We start from the raw sequence: 19,997 nt of genomic DNA on the forward strand, positions 1-19,997 counted from the left end.
AAATGTATATAGCAAAATAAGCTATATATACACTAATCGGCTCAAAGAAGCCCTTTCAGAATTAAAACAAGACGCAGCTTGCTTCTACAGCTCAACCACAACTCATAAAGTGTGAGAATAAACAGAATCAAATAAACAATAAATACAATTACATATTAATGAATTCACATAAAAATTTCAACAACTTTATATTTCCTTAAGATTTTTCGCTCCATTCTACTTTCCAGTGAATATTTTTGTAGAACCATAAGTTTCTCCCGTGTTAAATTGCAATTCTAAATCTTGCTCTCTTATACTAGCTCGTACATATCACACTAATTTCATCAGTCATCCCCTAATATTATTTAAAATTTATCATTGTTTTATATACTCTATTTCAGACTAACTCTTAGATAAATATAAGGTATGATTTCAATAATTTTTCACAGCATTTTCCCACATCATCTAAAAGCATCAACTTTTAGACAGTTGAAATTTATTTTCGTTCTTTGTGTTCGTTTGTTTTGTAAAATGTTAAATAAAATCGAAACTGCATCCTTCTAGTTAATAATTAGTAATTAAAAAAATAATAAAAAAGAGTGCTATTAAAATATGCACTCTTTCAAAAGACTTTACCAATCTCGATGGTCACCATGATCATGCTCACGATCGCGGTCATGATTACGTCTACGACGACACTCATCACAATCGCAGTCACGTCTACAATGACAGTCGTTAAAATCGTTTCTTCTTCGTCTACGGCCGCAACCGCAAAATACTAAATCATCCCAAAATCTATTACAATCTCGAGAATGTCCAAAATTATTATCCCATCCCATAGATATGATTCCCTCCTCTAAAATAGAATTCATCATATTCTATGACTAAAAGGTAGAAATAGTTTGTTTATTAGCCCATGTTTTAAACTAATAATATTTCAATTTGCAAGTCTATCTCACGCCTTATCTTTCCTTAACAGCAAACAAGACGCCACCCAGATCACGGCAGCGCCTACGATAATTGCTATACACTTAATCAAAATCATTATATCCTCACATTATTTATTTCTTTGTTTCCATACCCCATTCTCTTTACGATAAGTATTCTTCCCATTCATGAATCCAGCTGTATTACCAGGGATGCTATATTTCTTATTCTTAGTCTTCTTCTTCATCCTCTTTTCTTCTTGAACAGCCTGCAAATCCACCTTCCATTGTTTTAACAAATCCTTTTTACGTCGAGTCAAATTTGTACCCCTCAGATTAAAATAGAAATCCATTAATCATATTATATGTATTTATGTTTTATTTTCAATATAAAGAGAGCACCCTCGCTATTGGCGCTCTCCATGTGAATTGGGGTTTATTCTGAGCATTGAATAGGACACGAAGAACTCGTCCTATCACATTATATGCTTGTCCCTATCAGAATGTGCAAAAAAAAAGCACCCTCGCCCAGGCGCCAAAAGATACATATACTTTGAGGTAACTAACACGTTAGAAAAGACTTTTCCATATCATTGTATGATTACCGATTATCTTTATACCTAGATGACACATTAAATATGTTTAATGTGTCATTTCTATATAACAAAGAAAAAAGTACCCGTTATGGATGCTCCTAAATTTTTTCTATAACATACACCATTGTTTTTTGCGATGGCGCACAATATGAATGATTCTCATTTTGGTGAATAAATATCTCATACTTACCCATAACTTTAAATCTTTCTATTTCATATTCATTAAATTCTGATACGGAATCACACAAGATTGTTATTTCAGTACCAGCATTGCATAACAAATTATAAATTTGTCTTTCAGTATATATTTCCCCTACTGTTAATTCTTCTATTATTTCTATATATATCATTATTACCCCACCTCTCCCGATTTATTTATTCTATAAAAACCAAAATTATCCTTTTTTGCAGATAAAATAAAAAGCCATCACCGAAGTGACAGCTTTCAAGGGGATGGGAGAAGACTAGGAATCTTCTCGTTTATACTCCGTAGATTCGGTCAATACATCGGCTGTTGGAGGACCTTAGCTGACCAAATCATTTATACAATAATTTATATCCAAGGCGTATATGTTTCTTCCGACGCCTTGTTTGAACCAATACACTAGAGGGACGGAAGGGGAATGTTTCCACTGCATTGGCTCAAACAAAGAGTGGAACTCTTTGCCCTCGTTTTGGTCATTAATAAGAATCGTGAGTAATTACTAATGTACGAGATACGTATACTTTTTAGAATGCAAGCGTTACTCATTCAAGAGCAACCACCCCCATTCCATTTTCAAGAACCGACATAATACTTATATTTATTATCAACCCAGAGTACGCATTCCGAGCTGATTGATAAATACAATAGAAACAGCATGACGAATGCGAATTATCTCACACCCGCCACACTGGAATATGTCATTGTAATTAACTCATTGGCCTTTTCGTCTTAACGCGGGTTCTTACCGCCTTGCCCGCCCTACTATGCGGTATACGTTACCGTGACATTCTCGCATAAGAACGTTTCACTAATAGGTGTACTAATCCTCTTCGATATGCGGTTTTCAAAGGGCTTGTACATTAAGAATACCGTTGATTTCATTATCAAAATCCCCCCTATTTAGTCCCCATTTTTGTCGGTATTTTGTCGAAGTTTTTAAAAACATAAAAATTCCAATTTATTATATTTTTTCTTTTTTTGATAATATTTGTATACAGTTCAGGTAATAATATCATATAATTAAGCTATTATAATTTTACAAAATCAAGGATGGTTAGACATGACGATACAACAAGAAAAAGTAACAAAGCGCGTGGTTTGTAGGAAATGCAAATCAGATCAAATAGTCGGTAATAAGCGTGGTTATAATTTCAAAAGGGCGTTTTTTATTCTGTTTCTTCTGTTAGGTACACTTATAACTATTGGAATAGTTTCTAATTTTTTATATGTTATAGTTCCTCGAAATTCTATGGATGGAGTTGTTGGACTTTCTGCAATTGTTGGTCTTCTTATTATACTTCTAGGACCACCGATAATTTTATTCAGTGGATTTGTTGGTAGAAAAAATATTGTTAATGGTTGCATGAATTGCGGACATACATGGATGCCTAAAAAATAAAACATCAAAAGCCAAATGGATAGTTAATTAAAAACTGTTAATTTGGCTTTTTTTGTATTATTAAATCATCCCTAAGGATGTAGCAATCAATCGAATTGCATTTTTCTTCTTATAATACAAGTGATCTTTCTTCATCGATAATTCAGTGTAAATAAAACTGTCTTTCGGTTTATCTGCATTTAGGTACTTCCTCTTGATGATCTCAGCCTCGTCATAATCCAAAACGTACTGTAGAGCCTTATCAATTTGTTTGAATTTAATATTACTAATATGTCTCGTGTTTCTAATCTCGGGGAACAAACTGATTCCTTGGTGTTGTAACTCCACTTCATTCTCAAAACGAGTTTTCAATGCGCGGTATTCCTTTAGTGTTTTCACTACTTCTTTCTGAACCTGTTTTTCTGTCTCTCTATCGATATCCGGTAATAAAGTTAATTGTCTCTCCATGAAGGAATCCCCCCTATTTCTGAATTTGTCTTTTTACATTCACATTAGGTATGTGAAATTTCACTATCTCTTTGTTGAATAAGGGAAACATGCATAGCGAGTAGTCCCCACCATCCACCTTGCACGGTTCCGTTATCCATTAGGCCCTTAATAATTTACGTTTCTTGTTGGCCATCTTCTCTTTTGCTGCTTCAATGTTATTCGATACCCTCTTATGGTTCTGATCAATCTGAATCATCCCATCAAGCCTAACTGGAGCCACTGCTTCATCTATGTATTGTAAGTAATCCACTGACGCTCGTTCCGTCTGCTCTACTAAGTATCCATAAATATCAAAATCTGCTCTCGGTATAGATTTCTTGCCCTTTGGTTGATGAGACATCTTTACATAAGATTGAATGACTGATAGTGGCACTGCGAATACTGGCTTATCCTTACTAAACTCAATAAGGAAAAAACATATCGCTCCCATCTTCTCCGCTTTCTCCAGGTAATCCAATTGATGCTGCGCAATGTTCTTTAAATCAAAACGTGTATCTTTCTCTGTAGACTTCGCTTCAAATGCTACAGCTCTCCCCTTATATACACCGTCAAGTCTACTGTACTCTTTGCTTCATAGAATCCATTTAGTACACGGCCACCTTTGCTCTTTAGCACCTTCACAGGAGTCGGACGTTTGTTAATAAGCGCCACTCTCACTCTTTGATACATTTCATTCGCTAGATTGATAAGCATTTCAAATGCCATTCCACGGTTACCTTGTCCCATTGTTATTCCTGACTTTCTCTTAAAAGAATTATTTTGTTGGATTTTTTACTACCAATCATTAAAAATATCTTATAATTGTTATATACAAACTTATTTTTAGGAGTAGATAGAATGCCAGTTACACTCGAACTTATTCTTTTCATTCTTATAGCAATTAGTGCTGTTGGCTATTTGATAAAAGAATCTCAAAAAACTAAGAAAAGACCCCTTGGAATTTCACTAGAACTCTTAATTCTTTTCTGGTCAACATGGAGAATATCGACTATCATAATCCAAATTTTAGAATATAATTTCTCGTGAATAAAATTAAATATTCCGTCAATAATGTATATGACATCAGATTTTCTCCTTGTTCCCCCTTGGAGAACCTAGCAGTTAGCTTTTGCTAGCTGCTCTTTATTTGTAAGAAGCACTCAATTAACTGGACTCACATATAATATTCTGAGTTCCTTTCTTTATAAAATAGTCGTTATAAAATGAGGTTCGTCACGAGAGCACTTTACTAAGTGCTCTTTTTTGGTTTTAAAATAAAACAAAATGAAATTTTTATTAATAAAACTTATTTATACCTTTCAGTTGATCGTTTTCTAATTCAAGTTCACTTATTCTTCTTTGCATCTTTTTAATTGTGTTTATAGCCATCAAAGATATATCTTTAACTTCTTTTTCGTTTTCTTCATATTCTTCCGTGGTCATTAATTCGGTGTTTAAATCTCCTCTTAAATGTAAATGCCATAGTTCTGGAAAAATTTTATCAACTCTCAATTAATCACCCCTGTTTTCTATTAAAATGAAGTTTTTATATAAAGTTTTCTCAATATCCATGACATGGAAACAAATTACCTTTTATGGTAACGTATTGGTAATCCCATAAAATTCTATTGTTCCATTAAAAAGGACCCCTCCCCCTTTTCCGGGTCCTTTTTCAACGTTTTCTACTAAAATAGCGTTTTTTATTCAAATTGATGCCCTGCTTACTTAGGTAAATTTACCGGTATTTTTACCAAAAAATTCATGATACGGTTAATTAGTCGAGTACGTCATTACTCGACACATACCCCTAGAAGCCTCGTCGATAATCGGGGTTTCTTTTATTTAGATAACGATTTTATCTAAATCCATTCACTAATCTCATACTTTGACATACAATAATAGTGCCTTTCTGTATAATGTGAGTTCGTCACTTTCGTTATAATTAGGTATAAGGAGCGCTCTCGATTAGCGCTCTTTTTATTTGTTGTTAAATAAGGATTTTGTTTAAATTTCTTTAACCTTATTAATTCCTTTGCATACAGTATTATCACAAGAAATTCAATAAATGCTCCGGTCTAGTTACCTTGAATTTCTTGCAAACCTTGTGGGAAGAATCCGTTTATAACAAACGGATTCTTTTATTTATCCATCATAAAATAAATATGTTGTTATATTCCTCACATCTTTAAATGAGGCAAGCATATGTTGTAGTATTATGTTTCATCGCTTATAGGGTTCTCCTTTTTTCAAGAGTACATATTTGATATGTACTCTTTTTTTCATGCCCCTTTACGAACAACCTTTTTTACATTACACATGCTATCCTCAAGTCAACTTCCCATGACTACACTCTTTCAAATCGGAGCTTTACCCCTCCGGACTGTTTAGGCACATGGTAGGTGATTTGGTCAATTGCCTGGTATTTCCGATTAAAATAACTATTTTGTTCACTTTTTTGATACATTTACGAAACATTCATATGTTATCTTTAGTAAGTTCTTTTCTTTTCATAAAATTGTGTGAGTTATACCGACACAAGAAGCCCTAGATCCCTAAATCTAGGGCTCCTTCGTTTAAATAACTATGTTATTTCATTTGATGTATAGACAACTATATATATATATATAGTTGTTAAAATATATTTGTGATTCCCACTTGGTTTCACATACGACTTTTTTTCTTCGGTTATGGGGTTCTTACGTAATAGTAAGGACCATTTTTTTATTCCAATAAGGATTTTTTAAAATTTACATATCCATAAATTCCTTTAATAATTTCAATTTCTAATAAATCCATGTCTGTGTTATCAAATACTTCAAGCGCATGTAAAAGTTACGTAAAGGTTGCTATGAGTCAATCCTTCCACCCCAGAAACGTTATATAATGAAATTGCAAACATTAAGTTTGTACCTTTCTGTACGACATAACTCTTTGCTAGGGGAAATCCTAGCTTTTTTATTTAGTACCCATAGTCAGTAAATCCGAATCCCATATTTCTCCTTTCTGATTCCGATAGTCCCAACGTTTCTACTGACGCTATGACGCCTACAGTTGACTCGTTCAATCAAATGAGTTTCTGACCTTTAAATACATCATAACGCTATGTCTCCTAATCCAAATTCATTATCTCTTCTAAGGTTCTATCGGAAATATACGTGGTGATAATCTGTAACTTTCCGTATTTCTTTTTAGCCATTTCTATCGCTTCACCTTCGGACTTTGCCTCAAACCAACGAAGCTTCCACTTCTCATCTTTATCGTAAGACTCTACTGAGTACGTCATAACGCTATTACGCTTCAAGAATTTATCCACGGCACTTGTTGCGGTATAATCAAAACTTCCGACTACATCCTCCAATGTTAGTTGTTTCATGCCCCTAAAACCATTGGACACAATTTGATTTTGTTCTTATCTGCCTGATCTATGATTAATGCGGCGATTTCTAGTTGATGCCTTCCTAGCTCTTTTGCTATTTCAAGAATATCTTTATCCTTATCCCACATTTCTCTTAATCGAATCACTTTGCTTTCATCAAACACTAAGTCCAACTCTTCTAAAGCAATATATAAGTTACGACGCGACTTCTTCATGTATTTTTCCTACTGCAACGCCATTGTGTAATTCTCCCGTTCCAAATCCGTTCTACGTCTTGGCATCCCATTTCCCCTCCAATTGTAATTGATGAATTTCTCTTAAATCCGCCATAACGGCATGACGTCTTCTATCCACTTCTTCAGGGATGCGGTTCCCTGTTTCACAAATAAACGGTGCGAATTGATAGCAGCCATTCCCCATATCGTTCTTAATTACTCCCGTTCCTTCACATATGCACATTTCAATTTCTCCTTTCTATCTTTGCTATTGCTGCAAATATCGGATAAATTTGCTGAGGTAAAACTGCATTAACTACGCTTCTAATTCTGTCCATCCGATTGGGAAGCACATCATCTCTTCCCAAAAAGCTGCAGTTAATACAGCACCTCAGCAACAAGCTGCAACTAAACAAGAGCTAGTTCACTTTGCAAACTGTATAGATGCAAATAATGCCGGTTACTATGATATAACTCCAGATAGCTCAGCTTATGCTTCGCATTTAGATCGTGATGCCGATGTTGTAACTTGTGAACGAAAGAAAGGACATAAAAAATCTAATAAAAAAACATTAGATTGAAGGATAAGCACTCTTATAAGTGCTTTTTTTTTTCGTTCGACATAATATGACAATATTCGAATTGATTGTTTGCTATGATAAGTTCGGAAATCTTACATTTTACATAATTGGAGGAAACATAATGTATAAAAAATTAGGTACAATCGCTTTAACAGGAGCACTTGCTTTTAGTTTAACTGCATGTGGTGAAACAGAAGTTAAGGAAGTAAGTAAAAATGAAGCTCCTAAACAAGAGCAAAAGAAAGAAGATAAAGCTACTAGCAAAGTTTATAAAACTGGTGAAACGGTAGAAGTTAATGGATTACAAATCACTTTTAACTCTGCTAAATTCGTAGAAGCTAATGAGTATTCAAAAGCCGAAAAAGGAAAAGTGTTAGAGATTGATTTCTCTGCTAAAAATAACGGTAAGAAAGACGCTTATATCGGAACAGAAGAATTGAAAATTGCTGATGCTAATGGCAATCAATTCAAAGAATATTTCGGTGCGGATAATGCATTTATGAATGAAAATGTTGCTCCAGGTAATCAAATTACAGGAAAAATGTACTTTGATGTAGCTGAATCAGATAAATATACAGGTACATATAAACCAAACTTTACGTTTGATGAAAAATCTGTGAAATTTGAATTCACACCTGGTAAATAAAAGGAGAAATTAATAAAATGAGACGAACAACTGAATTTGTATTAGGACTTATTGGTGGTATTTTTGGCGTATTAGGCGCTGTTTTAGCTTTAATGATAGGTGGAATGGGAGCTGCTTTTGAAGCTGAAGGAGCTGATTCTATTATCGGATTAGGATGGGCTGCAGTAGGTCTATCTATTTTAGGGATTGTTGGATCTGTAGTGGTTAAAAATAAAGCTAAAGCTGGCGGTATTATGATGACAATCGCAGCAATCGGCGGGTTTATTTGCATTTTTGTATTCTATATCTTACCGGGTATTTTATTATTAATCGGTGGATTAATGGGTATCTTCCGTAAAGACAAAGCTTCTATATCTGCATAAGCTATTTATATTATTAAAATTAAAGTGGTTCAAGTCGGAGGAAGGCACCTTTGGGTGTCTTTTTTTCCACATTAAAAAGCCCACCTATTTCTGAAGTGCACCCCAATTGTTAGACACATAATTAACAATTGGAGGTGCATTTTTTATAGCTAAATTTTCTTCAAAAGATAAAATACAAGCAGTAAAACGATATCTAGAAGGTACGGAAGGCGGAAAAACCATTGCTAATTCTATAGGGGTTCATCCTAGAGAACTTTATCAATGGATTAAACGGTTTGAATTTTCAGGGGAAAAGGCGTTTGAAAAACGCTATACAACTCACTCTCTCGAGTATAAACTAGATGTAATTCATTATATGAATGAAAATGGGACATCTCTGAGAGAAACAGCTGCTTTTTTTAATATTCCTTCTTGCGAAACACTCCGAAAATGGTAAGTAGCTTATGAAACAGAAGGATTAGATGCCCTAAAATCAAAGAAAAAGCTAAACTACAACATTTAAAACAAAACTAAAAGGATTGTCCCCTGTGCAATACAGAGTTCAATCCTTAGTAGCTGCTTAATATATTTGTCTAATTTTTTGGGTTCAGTTCACCCCTAGGTAGGCCTTTTGGGACTTTGTATTTGCAAACGATGATATTATGACAAAACGCCTTAATCCCCAAACTCTCTGAGCGTTCTTCTTCAATACGCTTAAAATGGTTCTATATATACTAGTCTAAAGTACGAGCAGCTGCATAGAACGATCCAGAACCACCATTTCTGTGAGTAACTTTAAGCTTATATTTACCTTTTGAAAGAGTATTGTACGTATTTGTAAAACCCTTTCCTGCTGCTAACGATCCAGAACCAATAACATTACCTTTTGAGTCTTTTAAAGACCAGTCAAGTGTACCTTTAGTATTGTTTGTCATATGAACTCTCATATCTGCTTTTTTTACATGCTCGAACGATACTTCTCTTTCACCATTTATCAGACTGAAATCATCTTTAAGTATTTGGGTACGTTGGATAATTGGTGCTGAATTTTTAGTATTATCTACACCTTCTGTACTTGCTGATGCTGCTTCAATCCCTCCAGTTAATGCAATACCAGTTGCTAATGTTCCTACTACTAATTTCTTAAACATAATAAATCCCCCTTAAATATTTTTTATAACTTACACCTTAAATGTATCACTTCTGTATTTTTTGTAAATATTTTCAATTTATATAAATATTTATTTAATTATTAACAATATTGGGATTGTACTTTATCAAATGGAAAATAGAGGGATTTGTGATGATATGTAATAATGCATGTTCATTCGGCAAAAGAATATGATAAACTCTAACCACCTGTTCTATTTTTTCAGTTATCTTGGAAACCTTACTTCTTATTTACCCAAATGGGAGGCGCTTTATGGCGTCTTTTTTTTTATTTTCAAGAAGATCTGCTCAATTAATTCTTAAATACATAAGGTAATGTGAACTCATTAAATTACATGGAATGAACCCTAGTTTTATCCTCTGATCTAAAGGAGGCACTATTGTTATAGGATATGGTGGTAGTTACGATAAAGGCTGCGGTTTTGCTGGAGGATTTGCTTTATTAGGGATAGCACCAACATTTCGTGAAATTTTGTACGCTAAGCAAACTTTCATAAAGAAAAAGCCGATTTCCTATACGCTAGGAACTCGACTTTTTTAGTAAATTATAGTTTAGTAATATATTGTACTCATTGAGTAAACAATTTTGCATCCGCCCAGTCAGCATGATCATTGTCAATATTATCATTAGCATTATACGAAACTAACTCAAGTGTATTTTTTCCTGCAATATTTACTTCTACATGTTCAGCTGGATCGTGAGATTTTTTAACCGGACTTATATACAGAATTTTACCATCAGCGATTATCACAAAATTCACAGAACCATGCCCAGCTGCTACTTGATCATCTATTCCTACATCTACTGTAAATTTAGAATACTGTCCATTCAAATTATACTTAATTGTACTATTTGCATGTGAGCCAATTCCTTTGTCATATTGCACACCATTAATAGATAACTTCGTTTTATAAAATGATTGGTTTTTATTATACGAAGAATAATTAGGATTTATTTTCTCTATATCTCCTACAACAGAAATCGGAGTCAACGTATCACTTAAATATACAGGTGCAGATGTAGCAGCTAAAGTGGTTGTATTCCCACTTACAAAAAATGTACAAATAGTAATCATTAAAACTGCAACTAAACTTAATACTTTAAACCGAAAACATTTTGGGGTAATAACATACTTTGTATTCATATCAAATCCCCTTTCGATTTTGTAAATTACCTCTCTAATCTTTACATATCAACCCAAAATTTTCAAACTATTTCCACTGTTATAGATATTTATACATAATTGCAAGAAAATTGAAAGCGCATTTCTGTGTTTTTAAGTGAAAGTTGATACAGGGATTTTGGTGTATCTCCAAAAGGGACACCCATTTCCGTAGTTGGGCTACAAATGATTTTGTACAATTAAGTTATAGCAAAATCACTTGTAGCGAAAGTAATTAAATTTAACTTTGTAACCCTAATACCCTAATAATCTCAATTGTTTTATTATCTTTTATTTTAAAATAAAGCCTTTTCCCTATACGTTCACTAATTACAATATTTCCAAAGGCTAATTTACGCAAATGTTGTACAATCAAATCCTCTGTAATTCTTGTTTGCTTACTTAAATCAGAAACTGACAACGATCCATACGTAATCAATTTACAAACAATTGATAATCGAGTAGAGTTCCCTAATAACCCTAAAACTTTTATATTTTCTGTATAGAAACTAAAATCCATATGAAAAGCATGTAACAGATCTTCCAACCTCCTAAAATAAGATGAATATCAACCAAAATATCTTAACATAGAAATAGTAAAAAACAACCTAAAATATACCAATTATTCATTGAGAAAAATGATACTTGAATGGGAGTCCAATACATATTCTTAGAATTAAAGTGATTCAAATTGGAGGAAGGCACCTTTGGGTGTCTTTTTTATGTAAATAAGCTGCCCATATGGACAGCTTATTATAGTTTTTTGTTTAGAGTATATTTTCGTTAAAATGTGGGTGTTGCCCCTTCTAGAGAAATAGATGTCCTTCATATCGTCCCAATGATTTATCGGGAGTAGTACCTTTAAAGTACCAGTGCATTGTACCACCACAGATCTTTTCAGTATAATAATTTGAAAAATTCCCATTATACGGCGGAGTGTATCTTTCATACTTACCATTAGAAAGCTTTTTGACGCCAGAAGGTAGTTCACATGCGGTCGTTTGCAAAGACCTTACTGGGCTTTCCGTATTTTCCATACTTGCTGCTGAAGCTCCAATTCCCCCAGATAACATAATACCAGTTTCTAATGCTCCTACTACTAATTTCTTGAACATAATAAATCCCTCTTAATATTTTTTATAACTTGCACCTTAAATGTATCACTTTTCTTTTTAATATTTTGAATTTATAGAAAAATTTATTTGAATCTTATTAATATTGGTAATTTATTTTATAAAATGGAAAATAGAGGGGTTTTAATAGGTATGTATAAATGCATAATAAATGAACCGAATATTATGATATACTCTCAAAGAGCTGATACAAAACTTCTTTAGATTGGAAAACTAAAGTCTTATCTACCCAATTGTGGGGGCGCCTTATGGCGTCTTTTTTTGGTACATTAAAAAGCCTCGCCATCCTATGGAGATGGTGAGGTGCTTATGTATATTATTCACTATCTTGTTTTCTCTAATACTTTCTTCTTGATTGAACATCTATTGCGTTGCAAACATTGCAAAAAGAATCATTACTACAATTACAAGTACGGAAAAAACATAGACCATACTACTAGTACCTTCCTTATTTTGCTTGTTCTCTTCTTTCGTCCGTTGTACAGCATAAAAGAAATCACATATAGCAGAAAAAATTTCTAACAATATCTGCATAACTTATTTGCCTCCCCTTATAATATATGTGCAGTATTAATTAACTAATAATTTCCTTATATATTATATCAGCTAGGGTCCATGGAAGAATAACTAATTATTTTTATAAATTAATGTATTAATCAATATGGCATTAATACAGGATAGTCCAAGTTAGAGGAAGGCACCTTAGGGTGTTTTTTATAAAAAAGAACTCCTAAAACGCCTTAAATTAGTCAACTTCAATATTACTCTTTTTTATTAGTTTGTTTTAACTTAATATATTAATTTTAAGTTAAAAATTTGTTATAATTAGTAAATGATTATATTAATTAGATGGAGAGGATACAATATTATGGGTTATAAGTTTCGTAGAATTATCCAAGTTTCCCCGGGTGTGAAAATTAACTTTACATATACAGGTATGGGAGGGAACTCCATTCCACCTGAATCAAGAACAACAACTTATATACCTGGAACTGGAATCTCGTATATGCCACGAATATCTGAGTCAAACAACTATTATATACAACGAGGGTATCAAGGACCAAACACTTCCTATCCCACTATGGATGAACAAGATTACAATACGGTAAATGCATTTGAGCCAGTAAAAGAAACCCAAACTTACCTTGTTACTGCTTTTCGTAAAAAGGATAATCAAGTAAACTCTGTAGGTAGAAAACTAATGAAACCACTTTCCATAATTGCAGGCGTTTTTGCGGGCCTATTCTTACTTATGATGCTTGTTATACCTGCTCTATTCCTGGCAGTCATGTCTTTCCTATGTTATAAAAATATAAAAACACCATTTGCGGTTGTATGCCCAGAATGTGATGCTGAGAATTTATTCATTTTTGAGGAAGAAAAGATTGCTTGTCGTAAATGTGAGAGCACTCTTATAATCCAAAAATAAAAGGTTCTTGAATACACTCCCCAAAAATGAATTGTGGTATTGAATTTCAAGATGGCCCTTGAAGGCTCCAGCTCTCTTTTTTATTTCTGTTCGACAATATATGACAATATAAAGATAAATAGTTTGTTATTATATTTAAGGATTTATTTATATTAGGAGGAATGAACAACTATGTTTAAAAGATTAGCAGTATTACTTATTGGAGCTCTATTATTATTTGGTTTATCCGCTTGTGACAGCGTTAAATCAATGACAAGTAATGTCACGGTTGGTAAGGTAATTGAAGAATTTAAAGCTGCAGGATTAGAAGCTGACAATCCTGGTGACCTACCAGAAAAAGAATTTGGAAATACTAGAAAAGAAGCAAAGCGCATTCTTGTTCCAGCATTAGGTGAAGATAGTGGTGGTAGAATATTTGAGTTTAAAAACAAAGAAGATCTTGAAAAAGCTAAGAAATACTATGACGATTTAGGTAATGGTAATCAAATGCTATTCTCTCATACTTACGCAAAAGGTAACTTCCTTATACAAATGAATGGTGATATGGAAGATGCACAATTTAACAAATATAAAGAAGTTATGGACAAAGTAATTAAGTAAGTTAAATAATCCGCTTTCATTTATATGAAAGCATGTTAGAATTATCTTTGGATTAGCGTCCAATACATATTATTAAAATTAAGATGGTTCAAGTCGCAGGAAGGCACCTTTGGGTGTCTTTTTTTATTTATCTTCGACAGTGAAAATCATACATTACACATTTATGATGAGATTTCTAACATCACAAGCGGAACAAATGCAATTAATAGAATCGGTAAATATCTAATCGTTAAAATGTATGAATTATAAAATTTAAAAGACTATAAAAATGCAAAAGTACTTATTTATTTACCTGAGTCACATAAAGATTTTGGTTTAGTATCTTACGGTTATCATGCAGAAATAGATGCTTTCGATTTCGGACTTGATATTAGTGATGTAACAAAATATCAAGCATTTATAGAACTCGCTAAAAATCATGTATAGTTCACGAAACTGTTAGAAGAAATAGCAAGAAAAAAAGACAAAAGTATTATAACTTTTGTCTTTTTATTTTAAGGTTATCCATTCGTAACTTTCCCATTCTTTAGGCTTCTTATCATACTTTAAACGGCCAGTCGTACAGAATGAAGCAATTATCCATTGAATAAAGTTCATCTTGGCATATGGATCTATACAATCTTCTAACTTCTTTAGCTGATAGCCTGTACTATTTTTCTGCCAAATTGTATATAAACGAAAATGAGTTGTCGTTACAAGTCTAGCTTTTGTTGTAACTTGCCATTTAGAAATTTTCGTTAAATCCTCTTTGACTTTTCTCTCATACTCTTGTTTTATCACTTTATAAGTCTTATCTTTATTAATTAATCCATTAGAGATTGTAAAAGGCATTTGATGCACCTCATAAACTGTTCCTTCTTCATCTCCTAAAATATTTGATTCTACTAGAAACATATTTTTTAGTTTTAATTGTTCTGTTAATTCTTTCCCGCTCCGATAAAATGGCTTCTTTATCTTCTGCAACAAGATAACCTGCACAATTAATCCTATCAGTAAAGGATATGTTAATACAAACAATATATTAATAAACATGTTTAAAATAAGAACGCCTATTAGCGCAAAAATTGTAAAGTAAATATAGGTTTCCCTTTGATGAATGATTCTACTGTTCAAGCCAAGATACCTCCATTTTGATAGATAGTGAACACAATATAAATCGTCGCCCCTAGTAAAATAGAACAAGCCCCAGGAAAGCTCTGTATTAGCTTTATTTCTTTCTTAGGCAGTTTCACACCAAATATAGACGCAGCATGCTCCAATTGGTCTTTAATCGCTCCTACAAACCCTAAAATTTTAATTAATCGATAAACACTAGCAATCCAAAAGAATAGTAAATGGAAAGCTGTTAATGTAATCGCGGTAAGTATAGCCGATTCTTCTACTACATTGCTAACATATAGAGCTGCCACCACAAGCATTTTCGTATCACCGGGTGAAGAAAATTTAAATGTCTCTAACAATAAGCCACATACTAAGGCCATAGTTAGTACAATTACAATCTCTTTTCCCGTTCGTATTCCAGTAAAATACGTGATACCTAAACCTACTATTAAAAAAATGAAATGCCATATATTTTTTGTTTTTCTATACTTTAAGTCGGTAAATACATTAAGTACCATATAACTTAGAAATAATCCCATGATATACAGGCTCATTTTCTTTACTCCCCTCTTAATTTCATATAAAAATACTGTGTAAAAAAGGGAACCACTTTTAGAGTAGCCCCCTCGTTTATTTTTATATTTATTTTTTGTTCCAAGAATCAACATCTGCATTGCTTGATGCTTTTGTGAATCGGGCTAGAATTGTATCATAACCACCTTGGATTGCTTTCCATACGAACGGGCCAATTACTAATACAATAATCACCGCTAACGCGATTAACATACCGTTTTCTGATGATAATTGTGATTCTTCGTTTTTTAACCAATTCTTCATTTTTGCTAACATTACATTTTATCTCCCTTATATACAAATTTTAAAAATCTATTAAAATAAGAATTTACCTATCAAAATCTTCTCTTACTTATTCCAAGAATTTACGTCTGCATTACTTGATGCTTTTGTGAATCTTGCCAGGATCGTATCATAACCACCTTGGATTGCTTTCCATACAAACGGACCAATTACTAATACGATAATCACCGCCAAGGCAATTAACATACCGTTTTCTGATGATAACTGTGAATCCTCATTTTTTAACCAATTTTTCATTTTTGCTAACATGATTGAATCTCCCTTATCCATTTATTTGAGCTATACGTAAAAAACATCATTAATTTAAAACTTCTATTACTTGTTCCAAGAATTCACATCTGCATTGCTTGATGCTTTTGTGAATCGAGCTAGAATCGTATCATAACCACCTTGGATTGCTTTCCATACAAACGGGCCAATCACTAATACGATAATGACCGCCAAGGCGATTAACATACCGTTTTCTGATGATAATTGTGAGTCTTCGTTTTTTAACCAATTCTTCATTTTTGTTAACATGTGTATTACTCCTTTTCCTATTCCATTTTTAATAATGTCTTCTATAAACTTGCAAATCCTTGCAGTAAAGATTGAATGACAATCACCATCGGATAAATCACAATACAACCAATAACAGCCACGTTAAATTTATTCATTTCCATTGGCTTATTTTGAATGAGACGGTTATAGTTCTCATGTTTTAACTCGCGCATCATTTTAATTTGTGCGTCCATAATGCGAAGACTCTGTACCTTGTCCGTTTTTTGCGCTTGTTGCAATGCAATCGTAAAGGTATTTACCTCTGGACTATTTAAAGCAGCAGCAAAGTTTCGAAATGGTTGATCCGATCCTGCATACATTTCTAATTCCGCAGTAAGTGTAGATACATACGGACGAAGATGTCTTCCGGCATATATCTGCGCCTTTTTTACTGCTTCTAATGTTGTATGTGTTTTTAACAACTGCAGCATAGGAATTAGATACTCTGGTAATTCGAACTTCCTAGCTTCTATCGCCTGCTTGATTCTTCTCTTTAATAGATAATCAGGATAGAAATAAAGCAGCGGTGAAACCAAAACACCCACTTTAAATAAGTAGTAATCATGGAACACCGTACATATCAAGAAAACAGAGGTGAAAATAATGGGATATGCTACCTTCATTTTTAAATATTCTTCTGGTTTCGTATCCAGGCCAGCTTCTTCTAATTTTTTCTGAATCTGCTCTTTCTTTTCTTCTGTCAGATACTTATGTGATAACGACTGGAAGGGAGCGAGCATCATTTGATTTAAATTCTTCTTTTCAATTCGTTTTGCATTTTCTACATAGTTCGTAAGTAAGCTACCGCTGTCTTTTTTACTTTGTAGAAAGGTAGAGAATACCCAGTACACGACAACGAATACCACTACAGCTAAAATCGTAGCCACCTTATTCCCCTCTTTCTGTTGGGTTATAATTTGCAATCTTTTCTACACGGGTTGCTAAGAAAAAGACAATTAACATATTTACCGATAACGCGATTTTCCCCATCATAGAACCTGCTAAAAATCCATATGCTTCTTTTGACATCAACATAATAACAATCGGCATAGCGATGACGATTAAGCAGTTCTGTACAAAAGCACGTTGTGCTTGCGACAAACTAGAACGCAATCTTGCCAGGTATAGTTTTTGTTTTTCAAAATCTTCTGCAATATCTAGTAAGACTTGTACTGAATTTGTTCCACCTTCTCGACTGCACACTTCCAACATTTCATGGAAGAAAACCAATTCTCTAAAGTTAAACGTTTCATTGAATCCTCTAAATGCACGATGCATTGTGGTTCCACCTTCTAATAAAAGAGAAACTTTTTCTATTTCTTCTTGAATGCTTTCATGCATCATTGGTTTCACCTGAACTAACACCCTTTTTGCATTGTTACTAATTTGAAGTGCATTTGCTACAGCTTTCATATAGATAGAAAGACGGTCAATGACAACCAAGTAGTAACGTTTTTTTCTTCGATAAAGAAGAAACCTTGGAACTAAAAATCCAGATAAAACGGTAATCAGTGTAAAAGGATCTCTACCAAAAGAAAAATAGAATACTACTGCAATACTCATCCCAGAAAGAATCGTATATATCCAGTACATACTCTTTGTCAATTTCCATTCGTACTTTTGAGATTCTTGGATAACGGATTGTGGTAGATACATTCGTATCCCTTTAATATTCCTTAATTCCAAGCGCCTTTCTTCTTTCTCGTTTTCTTGTACAAATTGAGAGAGAGCAGAACCCTTAGGTTTTGCAAAAAGTAAAACGAGCAATCCAACACTAATAAAGATTAAAAATATACATCCATAAGCCAATAAACTATGCATACTGCACCTCCTGTTGTGAGAGAAATGGTGCATAAAGAGCTGGATTTACAGTAGAAGAACGGAATTTCTTCTCCATTTCAGCTGACATTTTTGCTGTAATGATATGATCTCCATGAATCTTTCCTACTCTCTCATTCATTTCATCGTATTCCTCACCCGACGGAATAAATTGAGAAAGCTGATTGAACTGTATATCATCTTGATAATCCAACAATTCAATCATCTCTGTAATATAACGATTTCCATCATCTTTCTTTTCCAAAAAGACAATTACATCAAATGTCTGTGAAATCAATTCATATAAATACTGGGCATCAATATTCGCACCACTTTGCAGACACATAAGCATTAAACGCCTAACTGCTTCTTTTGCACTTCTTGCATGGACAGAGGTGAAACCAGGATGTCCTGTTTGGAAAAAGTTAATCATTTTTAACGCTTCTTTCCCCCTCGATTCCCCTACAATTAATCGCTTTGGCCCTTGACGTAAAGCATTTGTTAACAATCTATCAAAGTCGATTGCATTTTCTTCTACTTCCGATGCCCTACACTGCATCGGAACAAAATGATGTTCTGGAAAAATGCGATGCAAATATAATTCAGGGTTATCTTCTACTACAAGAGTACGTTCTTTTTTCTTTCCTTTCGGAATGTGAGAAGCAAGATATTTCATAAACTCTGATTTCCCTGTACCCGTGGCTCCAGCAACTAAAATATTCATTTTGGCTTTCACAGATGCAGCCAAAAAGTTCAACATTTCTTTCGATGCTTGATTGGTAGATAACATACGCTCTTCAGAAGCACGAAGGTGATCCGCATTCTTACGAATCGTTATCGTTGTTCCGAGTCCCCCAAGTTCATCTAACGCAATATTGATACGTATATACGGAAATACGCAGTCCACATATGGCTTTGCTGTATTCAATGACTCTGATGTACTGTTTACCATCTTATAAGCTAGAGCTTTCACTTCTTCTTCCGTCTCAAATCGGTAAGGAAATGTACATTCTCCCTCTCCAATTTTTTCGTAAATAATTTCTTTTGTGCCATTGATATAAATATCGGTTACATCCTTATCTTCTTTTAAAGGTTCTATAATCCCAAATCCAACAATTTCGTCACACACCATATTTAGTAACTGTTCAGAAGGTACATCTGAAACAACGACTTGATTGCTTAGTAAAAAGCTTTTAATAATTTGCTCCACAGCTGTTCTCTTCTCTTTATTCATAAAGGATTCACTTAAGATATCACGATGTTCCTTTACTACAAATGCACGAATTTCATCTGTAATATCTTTAATTTGTTGAGCTGTAGTTGTTCCTAACTTTCGAGCTGATTTGGAACGAATCATATAACCAAAGTGATATAAATCCACTCGATTTCGCTTTAAGGCAACTTGTTTTTCCTGTAAATAGCCCCACATATTACA

At 33.5% G+C, this 19,997-nt stretch carries 26 protein-coding genes and 5 pseudogenes; 8 read left to right on the forward strand and 23 right to left on the reverse strand.

All coding sequences use genetic code 11. From position 1 onward, the window contains the following. Positions 1-611: 611 nt before the first annotated feature. From MRP26_RS21005 to MRP26_RS21015, 3 genes are all read right to left on the reverse strand, one after another. Complete coding sequence (locus MRP26_RS21005) at positions 612-818, reverse strand: hypothetical protein (protein WP_002164663.1); 207 nt, start codon at positions 816-818, stop codon at positions 612-614. Between the two features lie 218 nt (positions 819-1,036). Next, entirely contained in the window at positions 1,037-1,225 is a 189-nt protein-coding gene (locus tag MRP26_RS21010; protein WP_242806837.1) for a hypothetical protein, read from the reverse strand. 374 nt (positions 1,226-1,599) lie between these two features. Then, positions 1,600-1,851, reverse strand: coding sequence for a hypothetical protein (locus tag MRP26_RS21015; protein WP_000639206.1), 252 nt, complete (start codon positions 1,849-1,851; stop codon positions 1,600-1,602). Between the two features lie 915 nt (positions 1,852-2,766). Between MRP26_RS21015 and MRP26_RS21020 the strand changes: the two genes are divergently transcribed. Further along, a complete protein-coding gene (locus tag MRP26_RS21020; RefSeq protein ID WP_000155222.1) occupies positions 2,767-3,105 on the forward strand; it encodes a hypothetical protein in 339 nt (112 codons plus the stop codon). A gap of 60 nt (positions 3,106-3,165) precedes the next feature. Here the strand turns inward: MRP26_RS21020 and MRP26_RS21025 are convergent, their stop codons facing one another. Beyond that, positions 3,166-3,552, reverse strand: a complete 387-nt coding sequence (locus MRP26_RS21025; protein ID WP_242806838.1) for an ArpU family phage packaging/lysis transcriptional regulator — start codon at positions 3,550-3,552, stop codon at positions 3,166-3,168. 139 nt (positions 3,553-3,691) lie between these two features. Then, positions 3,692-4,320: pseudogene (locus MRP26_RS21030) on the reverse strand (Holliday junction resolvase RecU). Positions 4,321-4,431: 111 nt separating this feature from the next. Between MRP26_RS21030 and MRP26_RS21035 the strand changes: the two are divergent. Beyond that, positions 4,432-4,620: a hypothetical protein gene (locus MRP26_RS21035; RefSeq protein ID WP_001145513.1), complete on the forward strand. Its 189-nt coding sequence runs from the start codon at positions 4,432-4,434 to the stop codon at positions 4,618-4,620. Positions 4,621-4,869: 249 nt separating this feature from the next. On the opposite strand, the gene MRP26_RS21040 is transcribed toward MRP26_RS21035, so the two are convergent. The 5 genes and pseudogenes from MRP26_RS21040 to MRP26_RS21060 all read right to left on the reverse strand — a co-directional run. After that, positions 4,870-5,085 carry a hypothetical protein gene (locus MRP26_RS21040; RefSeq protein ID WP_242806839.1) on the reverse strand — a complete coding sequence of 72 codons (216 nt, stop codon included), beginning with the start codon at positions 5,083-5,085 and terminating at the stop codon, positions 4,870-4,872. A gap of 1,597 nt (positions 5,086-6,682) precedes the next feature. Then, positions 6,683-6,946: a hypothetical protein gene (locus tag MRP26_RS21045; RefSeq protein WP_000811967.1), complete on the reverse strand. Its 264-nt coding sequence runs from the start codon at positions 6,944-6,946 to the stop codon at positions 6,683-6,685. Further along, on the reverse strand, positions 6,943-7,164 hold the full coding sequence (locus MRP26_RS21050; protein WP_000749699.1) for a hypothetical protein: 222 nt from the start codon (positions 7,162-7,164) through the stop codon (positions 6,943-6,945). Before MRP26_RS21050 ends, MRP26_RS21045 begins: the two co-directional genes overlap by 4 nt. Continuing rightward, positions 7,145-7,408 (reverse strand): annotated as a pseudogene (locus tag MRP26_RS21055) (hypothetical protein). The gene MRP26_RS21050 and the pseudogene MRP26_RS21055 overlap by 20 nt, the downstream one beginning before the upstream one ends. A gap of 1 nt (position 7,409) precedes the next feature. After that, positions 7,410-7,529 (reverse strand): annotated as a pseudogene (locus MRP26_RS21060) (site-specific DNA-methyltransferase); the annotation flags it as partial. Here MRP26_RS21060 and MRP26_RS21065 point away from each other — a divergent pair. The 4 genes and pseudogenes from MRP26_RS21065 to MRP26_RS21080 all read left to right on the forward strand — a co-directional run. Further along, positions 7,530-7,745, forward strand: a pseudogene (locus MRP26_RS21065) (excalibur calcium-binding domain-containing protein); the annotation flags it as partial. A 121-nt stretch (positions 7,746-7,866) separates the two neighbouring features. Continuing rightward, on the forward strand, positions 7,867-8,391 hold the full coding sequence (locus tag MRP26_RS21070; protein WP_153598837.1) for a DUF4352 domain-containing protein: 525 nt from the start codon (positions 7,867-7,869) through the stop codon (positions 8,389-8,391). Positions 8,392-8,408: 17 nt separating this feature from the next. Further along, on the forward strand, positions 8,409-8,753 hold the full coding sequence (locus tag MRP26_RS21075; protein ID WP_153598836.1) for a DUF4064 domain-containing protein: 345 nt from the start codon (positions 8,409-8,411) through the stop codon (positions 8,751-8,753). 145 nt (positions 8,754-8,898) lie between these two features. Next, positions 8,899-9,186 (forward strand): annotated as a pseudogene (locus MRP26_RS21080) (transposase); the annotation flags it as partial. 280 nt (positions 9,187-9,466) lie between these two features. Here MRP26_RS21080 and MRP26_RS21085 read toward each other — a convergent pair. The 5 genes from MRP26_RS21085 to MRP26_RS21105 all read right to left on the reverse strand — a co-directional run bounded on the left by MRP26_RS21085 (position 9,467) and on the right by MRP26_RS21105 (position 12,732). Then, positions 9,467-9,883, reverse strand: a complete 417-nt coding sequence (locus tag MRP26_RS21085) for a hypothetical protein (protein ID WP_153598835.1) — start codon at positions 9,881-9,883, stop codon at positions 9,467-9,469. 588 nt (positions 9,884-10,471) lie between these two features. Beyond that, a complete protein-coding gene (locus tag MRP26_RS21090; protein ID WP_242806840.1) occupies positions 10,472-11,047 on the reverse strand; it encodes an NPCBM/NEW2 domain-containing protein in 576 nt (191 codons plus the stop codon). A 259-nt stretch (positions 11,048-11,306) separates the two neighbouring features. After that, positions 11,307-11,585, reverse strand: a complete 279-nt coding sequence (locus MRP26_RS21095) for an ArsR/SmtB family transcription factor (RefSeq protein ID WP_002183137.1) — start codon at positions 11,583-11,585, stop codon at positions 11,307-11,309. A 286-nt stretch (positions 11,586-11,871) separates the two neighbouring features. Beyond that, complete coding sequence (locus MRP26_RS21100) at positions 11,872-12,180, reverse strand: hypothetical protein (RefSeq protein WP_242806841.1); 309 nt, start codon at positions 12,178-12,180, stop codon at positions 11,872-11,874. A 381-nt stretch (positions 12,181-12,561) separates the two neighbouring features. Then, positions 12,562-12,732: a hypothetical protein gene (locus MRP26_RS21105; protein ID WP_166696336.1), complete on the reverse strand. Its 171-nt coding sequence runs from the start codon at positions 12,730-12,732 to the stop codon at positions 12,562-12,564. A gap of 334 nt (positions 12,733-13,066) precedes the next feature. On the opposite strand from MRP26_RS21105, the gene MRP26_RS21110 reads away from it, so the two are divergent. Together MRP26_RS21110 and MRP26_RS21115 are read left to right on the forward strand one after the other, a co-directional pair. Next, a complete protein-coding gene (locus tag MRP26_RS21110; protein WP_197241575.1) occupies positions 13,067-13,627 on the forward strand; it encodes a DUF4236 domain-containing protein in 561 nt (186 codons plus the stop codon). 171 nt (positions 13,628-13,798) lie between these two features. Next, on the forward strand, positions 13,799-14,227 hold the full coding sequence (locus tag MRP26_RS21115) for a stress protein (RefSeq protein WP_242806842.1): 429 nt from the start codon (positions 13,799-13,801) through the stop codon (positions 14,225-14,227). A gap of 489 nt (positions 14,228-14,716) precedes the next feature. On the opposite strand, the gene MRP26_RS21120 is transcribed toward MRP26_RS21115, so the two are convergent. The 8 genes from MRP26_RS21120 to MRP26_RS21155 all read right to left on the reverse strand — a co-directional run bounded on the left by MRP26_RS21120 (position 14,717) and on the right by MRP26_RS21155 (position 19,991). Further along, the gene (locus MRP26_RS21120) at positions 14,717-15,340 is read right to left on the reverse strand and encodes a hypothetical protein (protein WP_025690585.1); all 624 of its coding nucleotides are present in this window, start codon (positions 15,338-15,340) and stop codon (positions 14,717-14,719) included. Then, a complete protein-coding gene (locus MRP26_RS21125; protein ID WP_000061105.1) occupies positions 15,337-15,882 on the reverse strand; it encodes a hypothetical protein in 546 nt (181 codons plus the stop codon). The genes MRP26_RS21120 and MRP26_RS21125 overlap by 4 nt, the downstream gene beginning before the upstream one ends. 88 nt (positions 15,883-15,970) lie before the next feature. Continuing rightward, a complete protein-coding gene (locus tag MRP26_RS21130; RefSeq protein ID WP_000879958.1) occupies positions 15,971-16,177 on the reverse strand; it encodes a hypothetical protein in 207 nt (68 codons plus the stop codon). A 72-nt stretch (positions 16,178-16,249) separates the two neighbouring features. Beyond that, positions 16,250-16,453 (reverse strand): hypothetical protein, encoded by a 204-nt coding sequence (locus tag MRP26_RS21135; protein ID WP_000879955.1) that lies wholly within the window; start codon positions 16,451-16,453, stop codon positions 16,250-16,252. A gap of 66 nt (positions 16,454-16,519) precedes the next feature. After that, positions 16,520-16,723 carry a hypothetical protein gene (locus tag MRP26_RS21140; protein ID WP_000956353.1) on the reverse strand — a complete coding sequence of 68 codons (204 nt, stop codon included), beginning with the start codon at positions 16,721-16,723 and terminating at the stop codon, positions 16,520-16,522. Between the two features lie 41 nt (positions 16,724-16,764). Next, a complete protein-coding gene (locus tag MRP26_RS21145) occupies positions 16,765-17,631 on the reverse strand; it encodes a hypothetical protein (RefSeq protein WP_242806844.1) in 867 nt (288 codons plus the stop codon). A 1-nt stretch (position 17,632) separates the two neighbouring features. Continuing rightward, a complete protein-coding gene (locus tag MRP26_RS21150; protein ID WP_242806846.1) occupies positions 17,633-18,565 on the reverse strand; it encodes a type II secretion system F family protein in 933 nt (310 codons plus the stop codon). Further along, positions 18,558-19,991 (reverse strand): TadA family conjugal transfer-associated ATPase, encoded by a 1,434-nt coding sequence (locus MRP26_RS21155; RefSeq protein WP_242806848.1) that lies wholly within the window; start codon positions 19,989-19,991, stop codon positions 18,558-18,560. Before MRP26_RS21155 ends, MRP26_RS21150 begins: the two co-directional genes overlap by 8 nt. Between the last annotated feature and the right edge of the window lie 6 nt (positions 19,992-19,997).

It is taken from the genome of Bacillus sp. CCB-MMP212, assembly GCF_022748145.1.
GTDB classification, from domain to species: domain Bacteria; phylum Bacillota; class Bacilli; order Bacillales; family Bacillaceae_G; genus Bacillus_A; species Bacillus_A cereus.